A 21,325-nucleotide genomic window follows, 5' to 3' on the forward strand; every position below is an offset into this window, starting at 1 on the left:
TGACGTTCGCGCATGGTACCCAGGCCCGAGGGCCGCGTGCGGACAAGTGTCAGCGCCAGATGGTTCGTGCCCTGCGCAGGTACTGCCCGGTAAGTGTGTCGTAGAACCCCTGCCGCGGCGATACGAGCAGACAAACATGTGTGTATCCGCGACAGGACGCTGTCACCCCGTCATGCGGGGTCGTCTCGCGGAACCGCCGGTCGACGAAGCTGGGAACTCGGCAAGGTAAGCGGCCAGGCTCTGGACGTAGCAGCGAAGTGCTGCCAGGAGAACCACTGAGGGACCCCGAGCGGCCGCCGGGACACGAGGTTGTTCCACCTCGGATGGTCGGGTGACTTCTTCTTGAAACCCCGCAACTGGATGCCGTAGACGAAGCTCGGCGAGAGAAGGTAGGGGGAGTGCCGTCGGGAATGCCCAGGTGAAGTGGGCTGACCAGGTTCCGAGCCGGGCGGACGGCAGCTCACGCCAGGGTGACGTGCATGCCGCCCTGGGCCAGGACATCGAGGACCACGCCGAACAGGTCGTAGGCCTGGCCGTCCGGTGTCAGGGCCTGGGACAGATGCTCGCGTGCTGTCGCGGCTTCGCGCCAGAGCAGGGTCGCGGGGGCGGTGTAGCCGAAGGTGCCGCGCAGGCAGTCGTCGAGGGCGGCCAGACAGCCGCCGAGGTAGCCGCCCGGACCGTTCACCGCCTCGCCGAGCGCCAGGTAGAGGCCCGGTTCGTCGGTGACGTGCCGGCCGTCGAGTTCGTAGGTGTGACCGACCGGCCGGTCACGGTGGGTGCGTCGGCCGGCCCGCTCTCAACGAGGTCGAGCCAGGCTCCGCGACGCCGGGTGTCGAGGCCGGCCCAGGCACCCTGAGTGTCCGGCGGCCCGGCGAACCACCGCTCCCAGATCGGCCGGGCGTATGGGGGGACGGGCGTGAAGAGCGCTCCGTCGAGCTCCAGGTCGATCCGATCGTTCCCGTCGGAGGATGGGCGCCAGGCGCTGACTCTGGCCCGGAGCAGGCGTTCGGTGAGCGGCTCGCCCTGGTCGTCCTGTATCTCCAGGGCGGCCTGCTCCAGGTCCAGCGCCCGCCGGGTGCCCTTCAGCAGGGCCGCCCGCAGCTGATCACCCTGGGCGAGCCCCCGAAGGACGAGCGGGGCCGCCGACCGTTTGGGCGACAGGAGACGGGCGAATTCTCGGCGGGAGCCCAGCCAGCGGTGCCCGTCGTGCACGCGAACTCGGCCCCGGTGCCCTTCGGGTGGGCCTTCGTAGTCGTCCAGGCCGGTGAGTACGAGACTGTCTGTCCCCAAGGACCGGCCTACGCTCTCCGCGTCCTCCAGCAGCCAGGCATCGAGCGTCTCATCGTCCGGCACCAGCCACACTCGGTCGCCGACCCAACCGCGCACTTCTGCCTGTGGAACCCAGCCGAACAGCTCGTAGGTCCCCCGCTGAGGCTCCCCGAACAGCCCTTCCACCTCGGCGCAGACGCCCCAGGCATGCCCGTGCTCCTCCTCGGTCAGCGTGTACCGCGTGTACCGCGCGCGCCCGCGATGGCCCTCGTCCTCATGCACGGTGGGAATCATGCCGGGACCGAGTGTCCACGGCGAGGGCATTTCTCGCGTAGTCGGTCGCGAAGCCTCAAGGCAGTTCGTCATCGATCACCCGTACCCGAGCGATGCAATCGCCGACCGGGCGGTCCAGGCGATCCACGCGGGCGTCCTGGGTGGGGCGCCCGCGGGAGCCGCGAGGTGCCGTGACACTGCACGAGTCGCACGCCGGCTCGGCGGGGGTTGCAAGCGTGCCGTGTGATCGTCGGGCGGGCGCGTGCCTACGGCTCAGCCGTGCACCGTGACCGGAGGAGTGTTGTACCCCTCCGCCCGCAGCCTCGGCCGGGTTCGAGGGAAGGGCGGAGGCGGGCCACGACAGTGTGATCGTCCGGCTCTCACCGGGCAGCAGCCACAGGTAGTTGTCGTCGTACAGCGTCGGCAGGACCCGGGCGCCCTCCTCGTCCAGCACGGAGAGCCGGACCATCGCCGCGACCACGGACCCACGGTTGCGGACCGTGGCGGTGGCCGTACGCCGGTCCCCGTCACGCGACACGTGTGTGAGGGAGGCCGACAGCTTGGCCCGCTGGACCTGGTTGAGGCCGCGCAGCGCCTCGGGGGTGCGGCAGCGCCAGTAGGTGTTGCGGGACAGGACCTTGCCGGCCTCGTCCGTGAGGGTCAGCCGCAGCAGGTGGAGATCCGGCAGATCCTCCGCGGCCGCCGCGGTGAACGCCGGCGCCGAGGCGGCGGGCGCCACGTCCACCCGTGCGGTCCGCGGGCTCGCGATCCGGCGGCCGGTCAGGTCGTACGTCTCCGCCCTGACCGGCGCACCCTTGAGCGCCTTACGGGTGTGGTTGACCGCGATGACCTGCCACTTCACCGGGTCGGCCTGGACGTGCAGGGGCTCGCAGGCGCTCCGGCAGCCGAAGTAGGCGCCGTTGACGTCGAAGTCGTAGTCGTAGGTCTGCCAGACCGTGCTGTGCCAGGCCGGATGGGACATCCACAGCATCAGCCCGCTGGCGTTGTCCCACAGGTTGGCGTTCCTCGCCTCGAACATGGCGCGGAAGTTCTCGTAGTTGACGAACTGCGCCTTGCGCGTGAAGTCGTCCAGATCGCGGGCGGTGCCGAGCCGGGTCTCGATGGCTGCCTTGTAGTTCTGCGGCGCCTGGTTGCCGCGCTCGCTCCAGTCGTGCGTGTGTGGGGCTTTCATCCCGGCCGGACCGGACGGAGACACACATGTGAACGGGGCGACATGTGCTGATGGCGGGCTTCCGGCCATGCGCCACCGGCTACCGGGGGGCTTGAGGTGTGTCGCCGTGTCGGGGCTGGTGTCCACCGGGCGGCCCGCGCCTGGCCCTCGCTCCCCGGTGCGCTTCGAGCCCGTCACCGGCGGAACAGGGCTGGGCCGGTGACGGGCTCGGGGGTGCTTCTGAACATGCGCACGGAGCCCCGCGTCAGTCAGGGCCGTGCGCCGCCCGGATGAGGTCAGCGGGCGGCGACCGCGGGTGCCGACTTCTTCCGGGCGCGGTACGCGGCGGCCTTGATCTTGTTGCCGCAGGACTCCATGCCGCACCACTGGCGCCGCATGCCCCGGGAACGGTCGATGTAGACCCGGGTGCACTCGGGGTTGCCGCACTCCTTCATCAGTGGCACGTCGGGGCCGCTGAGCAGCTCGACGGCCTGCCTGGCGACGGTGGCCAGGGCCTGCTCCGGCGATGCGTCGGTGTGCCGGCCCGACAGGGTGAGCTGGGGTGTCGCAGGCGTCTTGCGCGCGGCGGCGTTGAGGACGCCGAGCGCCTCCCGGTCGAACTCCTCGCCGAGCCTGCGGTCGGTGACGAGCCGGTAGACGGCCTCGCGTACGGTCGTGGCCTCGCGGACGTCGTCCTCCCTGCCGGGAGTGATCGTGTCCACCAGCCCGGACTCCAGGTACCAGGCGTTGAGCCGCTCCGGCGTCATGAACATCTCGAACCGGGTCGAGCGTCGGGCCCGGAGCGTGGCCGCGAAGTCGAGAGCCGGGTGCCCGCATACGAAGACATGGTCAAGATTCACATCACCATCTTGACAGGTGACTAATGTTGAATGCAAGAACCGTCACCGCCTCAGGCGGTTGCCTATCGGCGGCGGCGCCTTCGCGACCGTACGGCAGGGGAACGGACGCGCGGGTCAGAACCGTTGACCGGGGTGGCCGACGAGGGGCGGACCCGCCTCCTCCCGGGAACCGGCTCCGCGCTCCAGGCGCACGGCGCGGCCCTGCCAGCGGCGGCGCAGCCAGCGGTCGTGGCTGGCGACGACGATCGCGCCGGGCCCCGGTCCCAGGGCGGCTTCCAGTTCGTCGCACAGTCGTGGGGAGAGGTGGTTGGTGGGCTCGTCGAGGAGCAGGAGGTGGGGCGGGCGGGCGACCAGGAGCGCCAGGGCGAGACGCCTGCGCAGGCCCACGGACAGATGGCCGACCGGTTTGTCCAGGTCCGCCTCGTGCATCAGGCCGAGCGAGCGCAGCGGCACCCGCTCGGCGCGCCGGGCGCCCAGCGCCTGCTCGTAAGTGTCGCGGGCCGTGCGGTCGGCGTGCTCGACCTCGGTGTCCTGGGTGAGCAGCCCCACCGTCAGTCCGCGCCGCCGACGTACCTCGCCCTCGGCCGGGAGGTGTCCGGCGAGCACGGCGAGGAGCGTCGACTTGCCCGCGCCGTTGCCGCCCGTGACCAGCAGCCGGTCGGTTGGTGAGATCTCCAGGCCGTCCAGCGTGAGTCGGCCCGGCACCCGGATGCCGTGCAGGAGGAGCAGGGGGCCGGAGTCCTCCTCGCTCTGCGCGGCCATGTCCCCGGCTGCGAAACGCAACGGCCGCGGCGGCTCGGCGACCTGGGTGCGTTCCAGGCCCTCCAGTCGCCGGGTGGCATTGCGGACCCGGCGGGAGATCTGGTTCTGCACGCGGCCGGCCCGGTGGCCGTAACCCATCTTCTCGTTGTCGGTGCGGCCCCGGTCCGGTGCGACCCGGTGCGCGGTCACTCCCGCCGTCTGCCGCAGCTCCGCCAGTTCCTCCTGCTCCTCGGCGTACCGCCGTTCCCAGCGCTCCCGCTCGGCGCGCTTCTGCGACAGGTAGGCGCTGTAGTTGCCGCCGTAGCGGACCGGCCCGTCGACCGCCGGGTCGAGGTCGATCAGGTCGGTGCAGACGGCGTCGAGGAACGCCCGGTCGTGGCCGGCGACGACCACGGTTCCGGGCAGCGCGCGGATCTGCTCCTCCAGGAAGGCGGCGGCGCCGTCGTCGAGGTGGTTGGTCGGCTCGTCCAGCAACAACGCCGACGGACGGCGTACGAGCAGGGCGGCCAAGGCGAGACGGCCGCGCTGCCCGCCGGAGAGCGAACCGAGGGTGCGCTCGTGCCCGAACGCGCCGAGGCCGAGACCGTCCAGGACCAGGGCCGCGCGGCGGTCGGCGTCCCAGGACTCGCGGTCCTGGACCTGTTCCAGACGCCTGCCGTAGGCGTCGAGGAGGTTCTGGTGACCGGGGTCGTCCTCCGGGAGCCGGGCGAGTTCCGTGCCGAGCCGGTCCAGCTCGGCGAGGTCCTCGCGGGCCTCGCGCAGCGCCTCGTCCAGCACTACGGCGATGGTGGAGCCGGCGTCGTACGGCATCTCCTGGTGGAGGAACCCAAGGTCGGCCGGGCGGGTGACGCTGCCCGCGTCGGGCTCGTCCGTGCCGGCGAGGACGCGCAGCAGGGTGGACTTGCCGACGCCGTTCTCCCCGATCAGACCGACGCGGTGGCCGGGTGAGGCGGTCAGGGAGACGCCGTCGAGGACGCGTCGTCCGCCCAGGGTACGGACGAGGTCGCGGGCGAGCAGTGCGGGCTGGGGCATGGGGGACTGAGGCACAGGGGGACCGTCCAACGTGATCGGTGTTCGGCCCGCGGGGCATGCCGCCTCGGACGCGGGCCACGTCACACGTCGCCGGATCACACCTCGGGGGCTCCCGTCTCCTTGAGTGTCCCGTCGGCCAGCCGCAGCCAGCGGTTCACGCCGATCGCGGTGAGGAACCGCTCGTCGTGGCTGACCACCATGAAGGCGCCCTGGTAGGAGTTGAGCGCGCTCTCCAGCTGGCCGGCGCTGACCAGGTCGAGGTTGTTGGTCGGCTCGTCGAGCAGCAGCAGGTGCGGAGCCGGTTCGGCGCACAGCACGCAGGCCAGGGTGGCGCGCAGCCGTTCGCCGCCGGAGAGCACCCCGACCGGCAGGTGGGCCCGTGCGCCCCGGAAGAGGAAGCGGGCCAGCAGGTTCATGCGCTCCGCCTCGGGCCGCTCGGGGGCGAAGTCGGCGAAGTTCTCGGCGACCGTGCGGTCCGGGTTCAGCAGGTCCAGGCGCTGGGAGAGGTAGGCGACGCGGCCGTCGCTGCGTTTGGTCTCCCCGCTGTCCGGGGCGAGATCGCCGGTGATCAGGCGCATGAGGGTGGTCTTTCCGGCGCCGTTGGGGCCGGTCAGGGCGATGCGGTCGGGGCCGCGGACGGTCAGGTCGACGCCGCCTTCGGCGAACACGTCCCGGCCCCCGAGGCGGACCTGCATGTCCTTGCCGAGGAAGAGGTTGCGGCCCGCCGGTACCTGGGTGTCGGGCAGCTCCAAAGCGAGCCGCTGCTCGTCGCGCAGGGCGCGTCCGGCCTCGTCGAGGCGGGCCTTGGCCTCACCGACGCGGGAGGCGTGCATCGTGCCGGACCTGCCCGCGGCCTCCTGCGCGCCGCGCTTCATGTTGCCGGCGAAGATCTTGGGCAGCCCGGCGTTCTTGAGATTCTTGGAAGCGTTGCTCATCCGGCGCTCGGCGCGTTCACGAGCCTGCTGCAACTCCCGCTTCTCACGCTTCAGTTCCTGTTCGGCGTTGCGGACGTTCTTCTCGGCGACTTCCTGCTCGGCGCGCACGGCCTCCTCGTAGGCGGTGAAGTTGCCGCCGTACAGGCGCAGTTCGTCGCTGCCGAGTTCTGCGATGCGTTCCATGCGGTCGAGCAGCGCGCGGTCGTGACTGACCAGCAGCAGACAGCCGGTGTAGTCGGAGAGCACGTCGTAGAGCTTGTGGCGGGCCTCGACGTCGAGGTTGTTGGTGGGCTCGTCGAGCAGCAGGACGTCGGGGCGCTTGAGCAGTTGGGCCGCGAGGCCGAGGGAGACGACCTGGCCGCCGCTGAGCGTGCTCATGCCGCGGTCCAGGGTGAGGCCGGCCAGGCCCAGGCGGTCGAGCTGGGCGCGGGTGCGCTCCTCGATGTCCCAGTCGTCGCCGATGGTGGCGAAGTGCTTCTCGTCGACGTCGCCGGACTCCACGGCGTCGAGGGCGCGGATCACCGCGGCCACGCCGAGCACCTCGGCGACGGTGAGGTCGCCGGTCAGGGGCAGGCTCTGCGGGAGGTGGCCGAGGGTGCCGCTCACGGACACCGAGCCGGTGGCGGGCTCGAGTTCACCGGCGATCAGTTTGAGCAGGGTGCTCTTGCCGGAGCCGTTGGGGGCGACCAGGCCGGTGCGGCCGGTGGTGACGGTGAAGGACAGGTCCTGGAAGACCGGGGTGTCGTCGGGCCAGGCGAAGGAGAGATTCGAGCAGACGATCGCGGCGTCGGACATGGAGGCGACCTCGAAAGGACTGAGGGCAGAGCTGTTTACCTCTGCCCTGGGCAGACGGGGAAAAGGGGTGCGACAAAACGAACCACCTCGGCAGCGCTCCTGAGCGCCGGCCGGTGGCCGTCAGATCCGGATCTCATCCGGAGATGTCGTCTTCACCCACCACGTCTGTGACTCCTCGATCGACGGTCAACGTCCCCGGAAGTCTAACATTCGCCGCCCCGTTCGCCAGGCGGTGTGGCCATCGGGCGAGCTCATACATGTGCATGGAGGGCACGGCCCGTGTTGACAGCCCTGTGGCCGCATGCCAGCATCGTCACCAGTTAAAGCGGTGACGATTTCGTGTGGCTCAGCAAGCTCACATGTGCCGGAAGGGGCGTACACCATGGCGGAGAGCCAAGAGCTCAGCCCAGGGCCGGGGGTGCACCGCCCGGGCAGCGGGCCATGCTGCGCGGGCGCGGGCGCGGGCACGGGCGCGGGCGCGGCCGGAGTGGCCGCCGCGCCGTACCTCCAGCGCGGCTGGGAGAGGTTCCTCGCCGCGGCCTCGGGGGTCGACGCCACCGGCCTGACCGGCCTGCTGCCCGACCCGGGCGGCTTTCGGTACTACAGCGTCGTCGGTTCGGTCCCGCACAAGGACGAGACCGACTGCGTGCTGTGGGCCGACGGACTGGTCGACCGGCCGAAGGCCTGCACGCTCGACCAGCTGCGTGCGATGCCGCAGACCCGGGTCGTCCACGATGTCGTGTGCACCGACGGCTGGCGCGTGGCCAGGACTCCCTGGGAGGGGGGCGGCGGACATCCTCGAGGACGCCGGGGTGCGTTCGCCGAGCGCGGCGATCCGGTTCACCTGCTTCGACGGCGCCTGCACCGAGAGCCTCACCCTGGAACAGGCCCGCCGCTCGGACGTCCTGGTGTCACTGAAGATTCAGGACAAACCCCTCACCCACGCGCACGACGGCTCGGCTACTGGGAGGAGCGTGGTTATGCGGTCGACGGCTGGCTCGACGGAGCCGGCCGGAACGGCGAAGCGGCCTGAACGCGAGGGCCGGGTACGCCGTTTCAGCACCGCCGAGCGCATGGTCCACCCGGGCGACCGGACCTCTGATGCTGCTGTGCCTGGTCTCGGCCGCCTGTCTCTGTCTCGGGCCACTGACCCAACTCGCCGGACGGCGCCACCTGATGGTCACGGTCCACGACTGGTCCGGCATCTCGCCGCCGCTGCCCTTCCTTGCTGGGGCTCCTCTCACCCGCCTTCCGTGCGGACCTGCGCAGGCTGAACCGGTTCGCGGTGTACGACCGGCAGTGGTTGCGTGCGGTCCGCAGGCGCCGTACCAGTGCGATCTTCGTGCACGACATCCTGGCCTGGGCGATCGCCTTCGTCCTCCTGGGGCGCATGCGCAGGGCGTTCGCGGACCCCGAGGCGCGACGGGGGATGGGTACCGGGTAAGTCAGCCTCTCGTGGGCGCAGCGGTACCACTCGCGCTGGATGTCCGAGAAGCGGGTGGGCGACGGTGCCGAGGACGCGACGGACCGTCGGATGGCCCAACACGCCCCCGGCGGGCCCGGCCGACAGTCATAAGTGCAGGCAGTCAACTGACTGTTGGCGGCACCTGCGGTGCGTGGCCAGAGTGGGGCCAGGTCGACAGGCGCCACATCTGTTCCTTCGCGAATCTCGACTCACACTCATTAGTCACCGTCTTAATCGGTGATTCCCACGTTCCGGCAGTCCGGCCCACCCCGTGCGCTGAGCACATGTGTCGCCCACGTCGGACGCACACCTACTTCCTGAAGGGGAAACCCATGAGACGACGACTGCTGACTGTCCTCGCGGCCGGTGTTCCGCTGGCCGCCGCGGTGTACCTGCCGACCGCCTCGGCGGAAACCAAGGACGCCTCCGCCGCCACCCCGTCCGCTTGCACGGCACCGTCAGTGAAGGCGCCGGCCGGCACCAGGGTGGAGTCCGTGACCGCGGTCGGCCAGGAGGGCGGCACCATCGCCGGCACCGGGGCCCTCGGTGGTTCGGTCTCCGGCGTCCCGGCCTATTGCGAGGTGACGGTCACCCTCACCCACCCCGGCGGCAACGACCACGCCAAGGTCCGCACCTGGCTGCCCGTCAGCGGCTGGAACGGCCGCTTCCAGGGACTCGGCGGTGCCGCCTACCTGGCCGGCGACAACAACGTCGGTCTGGGCACCGCGGTCAAGAACGGCTATGCCGCCGTCTCCACCGACGCCGGTGTCGGCGACGCCCTGGACACCGGCTGGGCCCTGAACAGCGAGGGCCAGGTCGACACCGCGCTGCTGAAGAACTTCGCCTCCCGCTCCCAGCACGAGGCGGCCGTCGTCGGCAAGGAGGTCGTCGACGCGGTCTACGGCGAGCGTCCCGCGCACTCGTACTTCATCGGCTGCTCCACCGGCGGGCGTCAGGGCTACATGGAGGCCCAGCGCCACCCCGGCGACTACGACGGGATCCTCGCCGACGCTCCCGCCGTCAACTGGGACGAGTTCGAGGTCGCCACCCTGTGGCCGCAGGTGGTCATGAACAACGAGAAGACCTACCCGTCCCAGTGTGCGTTCGCCGCCTTCACCCAGGCCGCCGTCAAGGCCTGCGACTCCCTCGACGGCGTCAGGGACGGTCTGGTCGACGACGCCTCCCGCTGCGACTACGACCCGCGCCGACTGGTCGGCACCAAGGTCGTGTGCGACGGCAGGGAACTGACCGTCACCGCCGCCGACGCGGCCGTGGTCCGCAAGATCTGGGACGGTCCGCGCACCGCCGCCGGCAAGAAGCTCTGGTACGGCGTCCCGGTCGGCGCCGACATCTGGTCCCTGGCCGCGCACACCGAGCCCGACGCCGACGGACACGTCGTCGGCACGCCCTTCCTGGTGCCCGCCGCCTGGGTCAAGCTCTGGGTGGCGAAGGACGCCTCCCTCGACCTCTCCAAGATCACCTACAGCCGGTTCACACAGCTGTTCAAGCAGTCCCAGGCCGAGTACGACAAGGTCATCGGCACCGACGACCCGGACCTCTCGGGCTTCCGCGAGTCCGGCGGCAAGCTGCTGACCTGGCACGGCGAAGCCGATCAGTTCATCCCCGCCCAGGGCACCGTGCAGTACCGCCAGAAGGTCGAGCGGGAGCTGGGCGGCACCAAGAAGGTCAACGACTTCTACCGTCTCTTCCTCGCTCCGGGCACCAACCACTGCGGTCTCAACGGCCTCGAGGGCTCGGCTGACGGCCTCGCCGCGCTGACCGGCTGGGTCGAGCACGGCAAGGCGCCGAGGACGCTGCCCGCCACCCTGATCAACGCCGAGGGGCAGAGCGTCTCCCGCGACCTGTGCGGCTACCCGCAGGTGTCCCGCTACAAGGGCCACGGCGACCCGGCCGCCGCCTCCAGCTTCACGTGTGTCTCCCCGCCCCGGCACTGACCTGACGGCCGACCCTCCGCCGACCATCCGACGACCTGAGAGGGGCCGACCCATCATGAGCAAGCAGACGGCCAAACCCACCGCCCCGCCGTGGCGTGGGCCCTGGCGTTCGCCGGTGCCCACGAGGACCTCGACGCTCCGGCGATCACGCTGCTGGTCGTCTACCCGCTGATCGACGCGGTGTCCTCGCTGATCGACTACCGGTCCACCCTGGACGGTCCCGAACGCCGGGTCGCCGCGTTCAACGGGGTGCTCAGCACGCTGGCCGCCTTCGCCATCGGCCTCGCCGGGACCGACGGCGTGACGGCCGTGCTCCATGTGTTCGGCGCCTGGGCCGTCGTCTCCGGGGCAGCCCAGCTGAGCGTCGGACTACGGCGGCGCGGTCCCGAACTGGGCAAGCAGTGGCCGACCCTGATCTCGGGCGGACTGTCCTTCCTCGTCGGCTTCGCCTACAACATCCAGGCGGCGGGCGACCACCCTTCGCTCGACGTGCTGTCGGTGTACGCCACGGGCGGCGGGGTGTGGTTCGTCCTGCAGGCGCTGCTCCTGGGCTGGAAGTCCCGCCGGCCGCGCACCCGGACCATGTGACCCGCCCGCGGGTCGATGTGCGTGCGCACCCGTGGTGTGGTCACCGCCGTCGTACTCGTGAACCAGGTCGGAGGAGATCCACGTGCGGGACGCCCCGCCCCGTGCCTCCCGCTGCCGGCTGAGGCAACGGCACACCGAGTACGACCCACTCGGGCCGGTGACAGCCGGACTCCCACGCCGCTGAACACCCCGCATGTGTGAGGGGGCAGGTTTCTTCCCAGGCAGAAACCTGCCTCTCCCGCACACGGGACGGGCGACGGATGGTGGATCTGCGCCCGGCGGAGACCGGGTCATCCCGAACTCGTTCGTCACCGTCTTCCAGGAGTGTGTTCCATGTCCAGGACCCGTGTCAGCTTCGACAGCGCCGGTATCGAGATCGCCGCACACCTCTACGTTCCCGACAGCCCGGCCGTCGGCCCCCGTGCGGCGCTGGTGGTCGGACACCCCGGCACCGGGGTGAAGGAGCAGACCTCCGGTACGTACGCGCAGCTGCTGGCCGAGCGTGGATTCGTCACTCTCGCCTTCGACGCCGCTCACCAGGGCGAGTCCGGTGGTCTGCCCCGCGGGCTGGAGGACCCCGCCCAGCGCATCGAGGACTTCAAGGCCGCCGTCTCGTACCTCACGACCCGCGAGGAGGTCGACTCCGACCGCGTCGGTCTGCTCGGCATCTGCGCCTCCGGTGGCTACTCGCTGGCCGCCACCGGAGGCGACCATCGCGTCAGGGCCGTCGCGACCGTCTCGACCGCCGAACCCGCCCGCCAGTTCCGCTTCGGCGCCGACGGCTCCCAGGACCCGGCGGTCTTCCAGGCCCTCCTGGACGCCGCCGCTCAGGCTCGCACCCGTGCCGCCCGCGGCGAGGACCCCGGCGTGCTGACGATGTTCCCGGACACCGCCGAGGAGGCGGGCGCCCTGGGCGGCGAACACGGCATCGAGGGCTGGGAGTACTACTGCGGCGCCCGCGGCTACCACGAGCGCTCCGCCAAGTACCTCACCTGGGACAGCGTCGACAAGATGGCCTCCGGCGACGTCTTCCGCGCCGTCCCCCTCATCGGCCCCCGCCCCGTCCTGCAGATCATCGGGGAGCGTGCGGTGACCGCCTGGATGGCGATCGAGGCCCACCAGGCCGCCACCGGCCCCAAGGAGCTCCATCGCATTCCCGGCGCCAGCCACGTCGACCTCTACGACAAGCGCGAGTATGTCGACCAGGCCGTCGACAAGCTCGCCGACTACTTCACCGCCCACCTCGACAAGTGACCTGCCGAGCCCACGTACGGGGGCACATGCGGGAGGGGCCGACAGCGCAGGCTGCCGGCCCCTCCCGCATGTGAGGGCGGGTCACTTCGCCTGCAACGGCCCCGCGAAGGACTTGCGCAGCGACCGGGGAGCGGCCAGGGGCAGGAGCACGGCGAGCATTTTGCCCTTGACCGTGCTCGGCTCCCGCGTCAGCTCGACGTCAACCCGGGTGCCGTCGCCCTCGGGGGTCAGCCGGAAGACCCAGCCGCCGCCGGCCCCGAAGAGCTTGGAGTCCAACGTGGTGACGGTGACCGTGTCACCGGCGGGCTCCCACTCATAGCGCGCCCGCTCCCAGGCGGCCGCGGTCCCCTCGGTGACCTCGGCCCAGGTGTCGCCGAGGCCGTGGACCTCGAAGTGGTCGGCGTCGATCGTGGGCCAGGCTTGGGGGCGGGAGGGACCGAAGTCGGTCAGTACTCCCAGCACGTCCTTGGGGCTGAGCTGGGAGACGAGGTGGACGCGTACGACTGCCATGGGATGTCCTCACCGAAAAGTAACTGTTCTGAGCGGTGACGAGAGATTCCCACACGGCTGCGTCACCAGTCAAGGCGGTTACTTTGGTGTCATCGGCGTCGCGCACCCAGAGCCGTTGTGCCCTCGTCACCCCGTCAGGTGGTGACAGCCGCAGAATCAGACCGCCGGGGGCGCAGGGTGTGCCTCCAGGGGTACGAGGCCCGCTTGAGTCCCTGGGTTCGGTGCTGGTGGAAGTGGTCCGCGCGGTCTTCGCCGCCCTCCTCCGTCCCGGACCGGTGAAACGGCGACCGCCGACAGGTCTGTATCACCAAGACCTGATCGGAAGGACCGGACATGACCCTCGCCCCGCCCCACAAGGCGCCGGCATCACCGCCGTGGGTACTCGTGCTGACCGCGGTCGCCGCCCTCGTGGTGGCACTCGACCAACTGGTGGTCGCCACCGCGCTCCAAACGATCCACCGCGACCTGGGCGCCTCGATGACGAGCCTGGAGTGGACCGTCAACGCCTTCAGCCTCAGCTTCGCCGCGCTCATGATCCCCGGCGCCGAACTCGGCGACCGGATCGGCCGCAAGCGGACGTACATCCTCGGCCTGGTCGTCTTCGCGCTCGCCTCGGCCGCATGCGCCCTGGCGCCGAACATCGGACTGCTGATCGCCGCCCGCGTCCTCCAGGGCGCAGGCGGCGCCATGATCTCGCCCGCCGCACTGGCACTCCTGACCGCGGCCGCGCCGCCGCACAAGCGCGGCGCCGTCATGGGGATCTACGCTGCCGTGATGGGTCTCGCCGTCGTCGGCGGCCCGCTAGTCGGAGGTGCCGTCACGCAGGGCCTGGCCTGGCAGTGGATCTTCTGGATCAATGTGCCGGTCATCGCCGCGGTCATCCCGTTCGCGGCGGCCAAGCTCACCGAGACGAAGGGGGAGCCGATCGCCATCGACTACCTGGGCATCCTGCTCGTCGCGGCCTCGATGTTCGGCCTCGTGTGGGCACTGGTCCGCTCGGGCCCGGCGGGTTGGGGCAGCGGAGAGGTCCTCGGTTCCCTGGTCGGCGGCCTCGTCCTGCTCGCCGCGTTCGCCGGCTGGGAGCGGCGGGCCACGGAGCCGATGCTTCCGCTGAGCCTGTTCCGCGTCCCCGCCTTCGCCGCCGGCAACCTCTCGACACTCCTGCTGACCGCGTCCCTGTTCGGCACGGTCTTCTTCCTGGCCCAGTATCTCCAGATCTCGCTCGGCTACTCGCCGCTGGGCGCCGGGGTCAGGTTCCTGCCGTGGACGGTGCCACTGTTCTTCGTCGCCCCCCTCGCCGGCCGGCTGCAGGACCGCGTCGGCCCACGCCGGCTGATCTCGTCGGGGCTCTTCCTCCAGGGTGCGGGACTGGTGTGGCTGGGCGTCAACGCCCACGACCACGACTCCTACGGGTCCTCCGTCGCCGCACTGATCATCTCGGGCATCGGGACGTCGATGGCCATGCCGGCCCAGCAGAGCGCGGTGATGACGTCGGTGCCGCCGCAGTCGATGGGCAAGGCCGGCGGCACCTTCAGCACGGTGCGCCAACTCGGCGGCGCCCTGGGCATCGCGGTCCTGGCCGCGGTCTTCGCGGCCCACGGCAGCGACCGGTCACCGGAGCAGTTCGCGGACGGCTTCTCGGCGGCCATCATCACGTCCGCGGCGCTCGCGTTCGCCGGGGCCGCCTCGGGCGTCCTCGCCCCGGGCCGTACACCCGCCGCGCGGCACCCGGCCGCTCAGACCTCCCAGGAGGAACTCGGTGTCCGCTGAGAGCCGCTGCACGGGCGAGGAGTTCACCCGGCTCGCCGACCCGTACCAGCAGGAGCTGCTCGCGCACTGCTACCGCATGCTCGGGTCGTTCCAGGACGCCGAGGACCTCGTACAGGAGACGCTGATCCGGGCCTGGCGCGGATACGGCGACTTCGACGAACGATCCTCGCTGCGCACCTGGCTGTACCGGATCGCGACCAACGCCTGTCTGACCGCCCTGCGGAGCAGCCACCGACGTGTCCTGCCCTCCGGCCTGGGCGCCGCGACGGAGAGCCCGGAGACGGCCGACCTGTCGAGGTCGGATGCGCTGCCGTGGCTCGGGCCGATGCCCACGCGCCGTCTCGGGGACGCGCAGGACGACCCCGCCGGCATCGCGGCGCTCCGCGACAGCACCCGGCTCGCGCTCATCGCCGCCTTCCAGCGGCTGCCCGCCCGGCAGCGTGCCGTCCTGATCCTCGTCGACGTGGTCGCCTTCCGTCCCGCCGAGGCGGCCGACTTCCTCGGGATCACCGTCACGGCCGCCCGCAGTCTTCTTCAGCGCGCCCGCGAGACGCTGGCACAGGACGTCCCCGACGAGGAGGAGACGGCGTCGGGCTCCGCGGCCGACGTGGCACTCGACGAGAAAGTCATGCGTCAGTACCTGCGCGCCTTCGAGACGTCGGACACCGCCGCTCTGGCGGAACTGCTGCGCTCGGACATCGAGTACGAGATGCCGCCGATCCCCACTTGGTTCCTCGGCCGCGCGGCCGTCGTCGACCACTTGAGGCGCCGGGCGTTCGCCCGACCGCACCGCTCCCTCGCGACCTCCGCCAACGGCTGCCCGGCAGTGGCGACCTACAGCCTGGCGCCGGACGGCTCGTTCGTCCCGCACGGCATCCATGTGCTGGAGATCCGAGAGGGCCTGATCGCACGGATCGTGGTCTTCCTCGACGGCGGGCTGTTCCCGTCGTTCGGCCTTCCCACCTCACTCCCCGGTTCCGGCTCAGGAGCGCCAGCGATGACGCCTTCTGGAGACAATCGTTTGATTGCTTCGGGTTAGACAACCTTTGCCAGAGTCTGAACGTCCAAAGAACAACAGGAGACGCGCCGTCTCCGTTTAGGGGGAGCGTTCATGCTCAAGGTGAGCATCGTGGTGCCCGTGTACAACGCGGGGCGCTACATCGACATGTGTGCACCGTCGCTCTTACGCCAGACCTTGGGGGAGGATGCGTACGAGATCATCTACGTCGACGACGGCTCGACCGACGACTCCGCGCAGCTGCTCGACGAGCTGGCCGACGAGCACGCGCATGTGCGGGTGATCCACCAGGAGAACTCAGGCTGGCCCGGCAAACCGCGCAACGTCGGCATCCGGGAAGCCCGCGGCGAGTACATCCAATTCGTCGACCAGGACGACGAGTTGACCCCGGGGGCCCTGGAACACCTGCACCGGATGGCGACCCGCAACGGGTCCGACATCGTCATGGGAAAGGTCATCGGCACCATGCAGGGCCCCAGCAACGTCTTCAAACGCACCGTGGAGCGCTGCACGGTCGAGGACGCGCCCCTCATGGAGAGCCTCACCCCGCACAAGATGTTCCGCCGCGACTTCCTCCTCACCCACGACATCCGGTTCCCCGAGGGCCCGGTGCGCCTGGAGGACCAACTCTTCATGGTCCGCGCCTACTTGCGCGCAAAGACGGTCTCGATCCTCGCCGACCACCCCTGCTACGTATGGAAGCGCCGTGACGACGGCGGCAACACCAGCAGCCGCGGCACCACCCCGGAGGACTACTACGGTCATCTCCGGACGGTCGTCGAGGCCATCAAGCAGGACACCCAACCCGGCCCGCTGCAGAACCACTTGCTCCGCCGCTCCTACCGCGTCGAACTGCTTCGTCCGGTGAACGAACCTCGCGTCCTCCAGCGCACCGGCAAGAACCTTGAGCGCCACTTCGACGTCGTACGCCGTATGGCCCTGGATGCCTACCCGCCCGGTGTCCGCGACGGCCTGCCCGCACTCACCCGACTTCGGGCGCACCTGTTGGAGGAGGGCCATCTGGACTCCCTCGTCGAACTCGGCCGCCGCACCCGGCGCATCAGGCCCGAGGTCACCGTCGACGACATCCGCTGGCGGGACGGAAGGCTCCACGTCACGACCACGATCGGCATGCGCCGCGCCGACGGTGAGCCCCTCGCCCTCGTCGAGCGCTACGGCCGTATGCTCCTCGACCCCGAGCTGCTGGACGGCATCGAGGGCGCCGAGGGCTGGGAGGCCCCGCACCCCCTCGGCCACGCCCACGGCGAACTCCTGGTCCACGACACAGCCAGGGACCTGTGGTGGTTCCCCGACGCCGACCTGACCCCGCGCACCCAGCCGCTCGGCGGGCGTCGTCACCGCGTCGTGCTCACCGGCGAAACGGTCATCGACCCCCTCACTCTGGCCGGCGGACAGGAGATGGAACCCGGCACGCACGTGGTGTGGGCGAGCGCCCAACTCCTCGGTGTGGGCCGCAGGGCGAGGGTGACCCGCAGCGACGCCGAGACGCGCGGTGGCGCTCCGGACCTCGGTCTCGGCGCGGGCCTCGGTCTCGGGTTCGGCTCGGTCAGGGTGGGAAACCCACCCCATCTGGTGATCCCGGCCTGGGGCGGCCCGACCGGCCAACTCCGGCTGTCCGTACGCCCACCGGGCCAGGCCACGCTCCCTCACCGTCTCTACCTGCGCACCACATCCGTCCCGCCCATCCGCCGCGCAGCCCGCACGGTCCTCCACCGCCTCCCCCCGGACGTCCGGGGCCGAGCGAAGAAGCTGGCACGCAGGGCGGACCCCTGGAGCGGCAACTGAGAAGCGCGGGGGCCAGGGTGCCGCGGAACGCCGAGGCGCCGAGGCGCGGAAGCATCACCGCTGCGGTCCGGTGGCCCGGCTGGTGCGGGAGTGCCGGCCGCACCAGCCGGTGACTGCTGCGGGGAGGAGACCTCCTCCCGTTCGAGCCCAGCCGGCGGCATCAGCGCAGCGTGACCTCCCGGCCGATCGACCGCTCGCGGGCCGCTGCAATGACCAGCGCCGTCGCCGCGGCGTCCTGCGCCGCCACGCCGACCGACTTGTAGAGGGTGATCTGGTCCGGTGCGGTGCGCCCCGGTCTGCTGCCGGCGATGAGTTCGCCCAGTTCGGCGTGCACGTGATCGGCGGTGATGAGGCCGTCGCGGATCGGCATGAGCAGGTCGTTGCTGCCGGCAGGAAGCGGGGCGAGCACGGCCTGCCGCGACTCGACGCACACCAGAGCCTCAGCCACGGTGGCGTCGTCGATCTCGCGGCCGGCCGGGTTGTACCCCACGGACGCGATGTGCACCCCGGGTGTCAGCCAGGAACGGCGGATCACGGGTTCGGCGGCGTGCGTCGTCGCGGCGGCGATGTCCGCGCCGTCCAGTGCCTCGGCGTAGCTGGACACGGCCTGGACCTCTCCCTCCAGCACGGCGGAGAGTTCGGCGGCCAGGGCAGCGGCTTTCGCGGGATCCCGGCCCGCGACGCGGATCCGCCGGATCGGGCGGACCCGACAGATCGCACGGGCGTGGGACCGGGCCTGCACGCCGGTGCCCAGCACCGCCAGCACCGTCGCGTCCTCGCGGGCCAGCAGCCGCGCCGACAACGCGGAGCAGGCGCCGGTCCGCACCGCGGTGATGGCCGTACCGTCCAGCAGTGCGGTGGGCTCACCGGTGTCCGGATCGAACGCCACGATCAGCGCCTGATGTGTGGGCAACCGTGCCCCGTCGTTGTGCGGGAAGAGCGACACCAGTTTGGTCATGAGCACCCCGGCCGACGGCAGGAAGCCCGGCATGGCCGCCAGGAATCCATCGCGTTCGGACACCAGGGCGGCGACGCGGTCGGGCACCGAGGCGCGCCCGGCACTGAGGTCTGCCATCGCAACGGCCAGGGCATCGATCAGGGCGTCCACGTCGAGCAGGGCTTCGACCTGCGAGCGGCCCAGAACAAGCATGCGTCTCAACCTCCTGATACCGGTCATACGGCCGACGACCGCACAGCCGAAGCGTCGGCCCCGGCCCCCCACCGCCCCGGCTACGACACGCCGTTGTCCGAGAGGAGGTTCATCCGTACGCGACTGAGTCCGTTCAGCCGGACATACCAAAAGGAGGATCGTTTGTTTGGCCGTCAGGCCCGCGGCCAGCAGCGCGCATGTCTCCCACCCCCCGCGGTGAACTACCTCGGCCTGAACACCGCACCGGCCAAGAACTGGCAGAGCTGCCTGAACGCCTGGGGCTTCAACACCGGCACCGTCGACGGGGTCGTCGGGAGCAACACCGTCACGGCGCCGCAGAAATTCCTGAACGCGGTCGGCGAAAACGCCGGAACTCCCGACGGGATCGCCGGACCGCAGACCCGCGCTCACCGCGTGCCCCGGACGCGACCGATGACGTAGACGACAAGGAGGAGCAGGATCGGCACGGAAGCACCGTTCTGTGGCCGCCGCCTCAGGCGAAGTCGGCCTCGGTGATGCCGTCCGGATGTCCGGACGGCCACTCCACCAACTCGATCCGATAACCGTCAGGGTCCGTGAGCCACGACGTCTTCGGGCCGTCAGGGCCACCCGGGTACTGGAGGGGCTCGGGCCTCAGGCCGGCTTCGGTCAGCGTCTCCAGCGTGGCGGCGAGCCTCTCCACCTGGATCGCGAGGTGGTCGAAACCGCTGCCCACCTCGACCGCTGTGCCGCCGGGGCGGTGGACCAGTTCGAGCGAGGCCGCCGGTTCGTCGGGGAACTTGAGGATCACGAGGCGAGCCCCGTCGCCGGCCTCGACCCTGCCCAGTTCGGCGTAGCCCAGGGCGGTGTAGAAACCGAGCGAGCGGGCCAGATCGGTGACGCGGTAAGAGACGAAGAGCGTCTTCACGCGGCCTCCCCGGGGCGACGCACCCGGTATCGGAGATGCGTGACGTCTCGGTCCTCGAGCCTTCGGACGAGGTCGAGTTCGATGTGATCGCCGCCCAGGTGGTCGAACAGCCGGCGCCCCTCCCCGAGGAGGACCGGGACCAGGTGGATCTCCATCTCGTCCAGCTGCCCGGCCCGGAGAAGTGCTTGAGCCGCTCCCGCCCCGTGGACCATGACCGGCCGGGCGCCTGCGACTGCGCGAGCCTGGCGGGCGCAGTCCGCGACATCGGTGACGAAACGCGCGTGGCCGGGTGGCACGTCCCCGGCGTCCACCTGGTGGGTGAGTACGAGGATGGGCACGCCGTCGTGGTGATCGCCCTGCCAGCGCCCAGCGAGTTCAAAGGTCCGACGGCCGGAGATCAGCGCGCCGGTCGCCAGCGCTTCGCGGTAGACCTGGCCGCTCGGACCGTCGGATTCTCGGTCGTCGAGCCAGTTGAAGAGGCGTCCACCGTCGCGCCCGAGTTCCTGCCCCGGCCGATCGTCCGGGCCGGTGATACAGCCGTCGAGCGACATCGACATGTACAGCCGAATCGGATTGTTCATCCTGGCCTCTCCGTCTCTCCTCCACGACACCCGGATCCGGCGCTTCCCGAGCCGCCGGCTGGGTGGGCTGGTCACAAGGGAGACTTCAGGCAACCGGCGAACTCATCGGCCCGACGCGCCGATCTACGGCGTTCGACGAGGGTTCGTAGCCGCTCGACTCATGGGCGCGCTCGGGGCGGAAACCCACCCCTGCGTCCGTGACACCTGCCTGCTCCACCGTCGGATGCGTCTACGGCGCCCGCCAGGCGGCCTGCACCGGCCCGATGACGGCCACGCAGCAACGAGCGTGGAGCCGAGGCAATGACCACAAGTCCGCCCCCGGGCAGCGTCCGTTTCGGGCGGGCCGCCCTCAGCCGGGCGGAGAGGACAGGGGCCGAGGCGGCGGTCAGGGCTTGCGGGCGAGGGCGGCCGCGATGAGGTGTTCCCAGACCGTGAGTTGCCGTTCCCCGCTGTTGTTCCACGGAGTCTCGGTCTGCTCCGGGCGCCACAGGGGTGCGGGGACGATACCGGGGTCGAGGATCTCCAGGCCGTCGAGGAGAGAGGCGATCTCGGCGTCGGTGCGCCACCGGCCGCGGCCGAAGGTTTGCTGGAGGACCTTCTCGGCCTCCTGCGTCTCCGGATTGTCGCCGGAGCGGAAGTGGCTGACGAAGAAGTGGCTTCCGGAGGGCACGTTCTCCCGCCAGTAGCGGACGATGCCGGCCGGGTCCTCGTCGTCGTTGACGTGGTGGAGGATGGCGCTGAACATCACGGCGACGGGCCGGGTGAAGTCGATCAAGCGCATGGTCTCGGGGTGGTTCCGGATGCCTTCGGGGTTGCGGACATCCACCGCGACGACCCGGGTCCGGTCGTCCTTCTCCAGCAGCGCACGTCCGTGGACCAGGACTTGGGGGTCGATGTCGACGTAGACGACCCGGGCCTCGGGCGTGTGCCGTTGTGCGACCTGGTGGACGTTGTCCGCGGTCGGCAGGCCGCTGCCCAGGTCGATGAACTGCTGAATGCCCGTGGTCCTCACGATCTCCCCGACCGCGCGGGTCAGCGCCGCGCGGTTGGCGAAGGCGATGGCCACCGAGCCGGGCAGGTCGCGTTTGAACACGTCGCCGATCTCTCGATCCACGGCGTAGTTGTCCTTGCCGCCCAGCAGGTAGTCGTAGACGCGGGCGATGCTGGGCTTGGACGGGTCGATGGAAGAGCCTTCGTACGTCATGTCGATCATTTTCCCCGTAA

At 70.6% G+C, this 21,325-nt stretch carries 14 protein-coding genes and 5 pseudogenes; 9 read left to right on the top strand and 10 right to left on the bottom strand.

Annotated elements, in window-relative coordinates:
• Positions 1–460: 460 nt before the first annotated feature.
• The 5 genes and pseudogenes from H293_RS52810 to abc-f all read right to left on the bottom strand — a co-directional run bounded on the left by H293_RS52810 (position 461) and on the right by abc-f (position 7,097).
• Positions 461–1,563 (bottom strand): annotated as a pseudogene (locus tag H293_RS52810) (barstar family protein).
• A 252-nt stretch (positions 1,564–1,815) separates the two neighbouring features.
• A pseudogene (locus H293_RS0123410) lies at positions 1,816–2,716 on the bottom strand (glycoside hydrolase family 2 protein); the annotation flags it as partial.
• A 293-nt stretch (positions 2,717–3,009) separates the two neighbouring features.
• Entirely contained in the window at positions 3,010–3,573 is a 564-nt protein-coding gene (locus H293_RS0123415) for a CGNR zinc finger domain-containing protein (protein WP_020120275.1), read from the bottom strand.
• A 114-nt stretch (positions 3,574–3,687) separates the two neighbouring features.
• A complete protein-coding gene (locus tag H293_RS0123420; protein ID WP_020120276.1) occupies positions 3,688–5,367 on the bottom strand; it encodes an ABC-F family ATP-binding cassette domain-containing protein in 1,680 nt (559 codons plus the stop codon).
• Between the two features lie 95 nt (positions 5,368–5,462).
• Positions 5,463–7,097: a ribosomal protection-like ABC-F family protein gene (gene abc-f / locus H293_RS0123425; RefSeq protein ID WP_020120277.1), complete on the bottom strand. Its 1,635-nt coding sequence runs from the start codon at positions 7,095–7,097 to the stop codon at positions 5,463–5,465.
• A gap of 382 nt (positions 7,098–7,479) precedes the next feature.
• Between abc-f and H293_RS60215 the strand changes: the two are divergent.
• From H293_RS60215 to H293_RS0123450, 5 genes and pseudogenes are all read left to right on the top strand, one after another.
• A pseudogene (locus tag H293_RS60215) lies at positions 7,480–8,130 on the top strand (molybdopterin-dependent oxidoreductase).
• Positions 8,078–8,673, top strand: a pseudogene (locus tag H293_RS60220) (cytochrome b/b6 domain-containing protein). Before H293_RS60215 ends, H293_RS60220 begins: the two co-directional pseudogenes overlap by 53 nt.
• A 221-nt stretch (positions 8,674–8,894) precedes the next feature.
• Entirely contained in the window at positions 8,895–10,517 is a 1,623-nt protein-coding gene (locus H293_RS0123440; RefSeq protein ID WP_020120279.1) for a DUF6351 family protein, read from the top strand.
• A gap of 87 nt (positions 10,518–10,604) precedes the next feature.
• Positions 10,605–11,105: pseudogene (locus H293_RS49895) on the top strand (DUF308 domain-containing protein); the annotation flags it as partial.
• A gap of 333 nt (positions 11,106–11,438) precedes the next feature.
• Positions 11,439–12,359, top strand: coding sequence for an alpha/beta hydrolase (locus H293_RS0123450; protein WP_020120281.1), 921 nt, complete (start codon positions 11,439–11,441; stop codon positions 12,357–12,359).
• Positions 12,360–12,440: 81 nt separating this feature from the next.
• On the opposite strand, the gene H293_RS0123455 is transcribed toward H293_RS0123450, so the two are convergent.
• Entirely contained in the window at positions 12,441–12,869 is a 429-nt protein-coding gene (locus tag H293_RS0123455) for an SRPBCC family protein (protein WP_020120282.1), read from the bottom strand.
• A gap of 333 nt (positions 12,870–13,202) precedes the next feature.
• Here H293_RS0123455 and H293_RS0123460 point away from each other — a divergent pair, with 333 nt between their 5' ends.
• The 3 genes from H293_RS0123460 (at position 13,203) to H293_RS0123470 (ending at position 17,463) form a co-directional block, all read left to right on the top strand.
• Positions 13,203–14,639 carry an MFS transporter gene (locus H293_RS0123460; protein WP_020120283.1) on the top strand — a complete coding sequence of 479 codons (1,437 nt, stop codon included), beginning with the start codon at positions 13,203–13,205 and terminating at the stop codon, positions 14,637–14,639.
• Complete coding sequence (locus H293_RS49900) at positions 14,629–15,678, top strand: RNA polymerase subunit sigma-70 (RefSeq protein WP_020120284.1); 1,050 nt, start codon at positions 14,629–14,631, stop codon at positions 15,676–15,678. The genes H293_RS0123460 and H293_RS49900 overlap by 11 nt, the downstream gene beginning before the upstream one ends.
• Before the next feature lie 72 nt (positions 15,679–15,750).
• Positions 15,751–17,463, top strand: coding sequence for a glycosyltransferase (locus H293_RS0123470; RefSeq protein ID WP_020120285.1), 1,713 nt, complete (start codon positions 15,751–15,753; stop codon positions 17,461–17,463).
• Between the two features lie 160 nt (positions 17,464–17,623).
• On the opposite strand, the gene H293_RS0123475 is transcribed toward H293_RS0123470, so the two are convergent.
• On the bottom strand, positions 17,624–18,613 hold the full coding sequence (locus tag H293_RS0123475) for an ornithine cyclodeaminase family protein (RefSeq protein WP_020120286.1): 990 nt from the start codon (positions 18,611–18,613) through the stop codon (positions 17,624–17,626).
• A gap of 162 nt (positions 18,614–18,775) precedes the next feature.
• Between H293_RS0123475 and H293_RS52825 the strand changes: the two genes are divergently transcribed.
• Positions 18,776–19,054, top strand: coding sequence for a peptidoglycan-binding domain-containing protein (locus H293_RS52825; RefSeq protein ID WP_259294514.1), 279 nt, complete (start codon positions 18,776–18,778; stop codon positions 19,052–19,054).
• 52 nt (positions 19,055–19,106) lie between these two features.
• Here the strand turns inward: H293_RS52825 and H293_RS0123485 are convergent, their stop codons facing one another.
• The 3 genes from H293_RS0123485 to H293_RS0123495 all read right to left on the bottom strand — a co-directional run bounded on the left by H293_RS0123485 (position 19,107) and on the right by H293_RS0123495 (position 21,305).
• Positions 19,107–19,520 (bottom strand): VOC family protein, encoded by a 414-nt coding sequence (locus H293_RS0123485; protein WP_020120288.1) that lies wholly within the window; start codon positions 19,518–19,520, stop codon positions 19,107–19,109.
• On the bottom strand, positions 19,517–20,101 hold the full coding sequence (locus H293_RS0123490) for a dihydrofolate reductase family protein (RefSeq protein ID WP_020120289.1): 585 nt from the start codon (positions 20,099–20,101) through the stop codon (positions 19,517–19,519). The genes H293_RS0123485 and H293_RS0123490 overlap by 4 nt, the downstream gene beginning before the upstream one ends.
• A gap of 385 nt (positions 20,102–20,486) precedes the next feature.
• Positions 20,487–21,305 carry an SAM-dependent methyltransferase gene (locus H293_RS0123495; RefSeq protein WP_033415623.1) on the bottom strand — a complete coding sequence of 273 codons (819 nt, stop codon included), beginning with the start codon at positions 21,303–21,305 and terminating at the stop codon, positions 20,487–20,489.
• Positions 21,306–21,325 lie beyond the last annotated feature (20 nt).

The sequence above is a fragment of the Streptomyces canus 299MFChir4.1 genome, from assembly GCF_000383615.1.
GTDB classification, from domain to species: domain Bacteria; phylum Actinomycetota; class Actinomycetes; order Streptomycetales; family Streptomycetaceae; genus Streptomyces; species Streptomyces canus_C.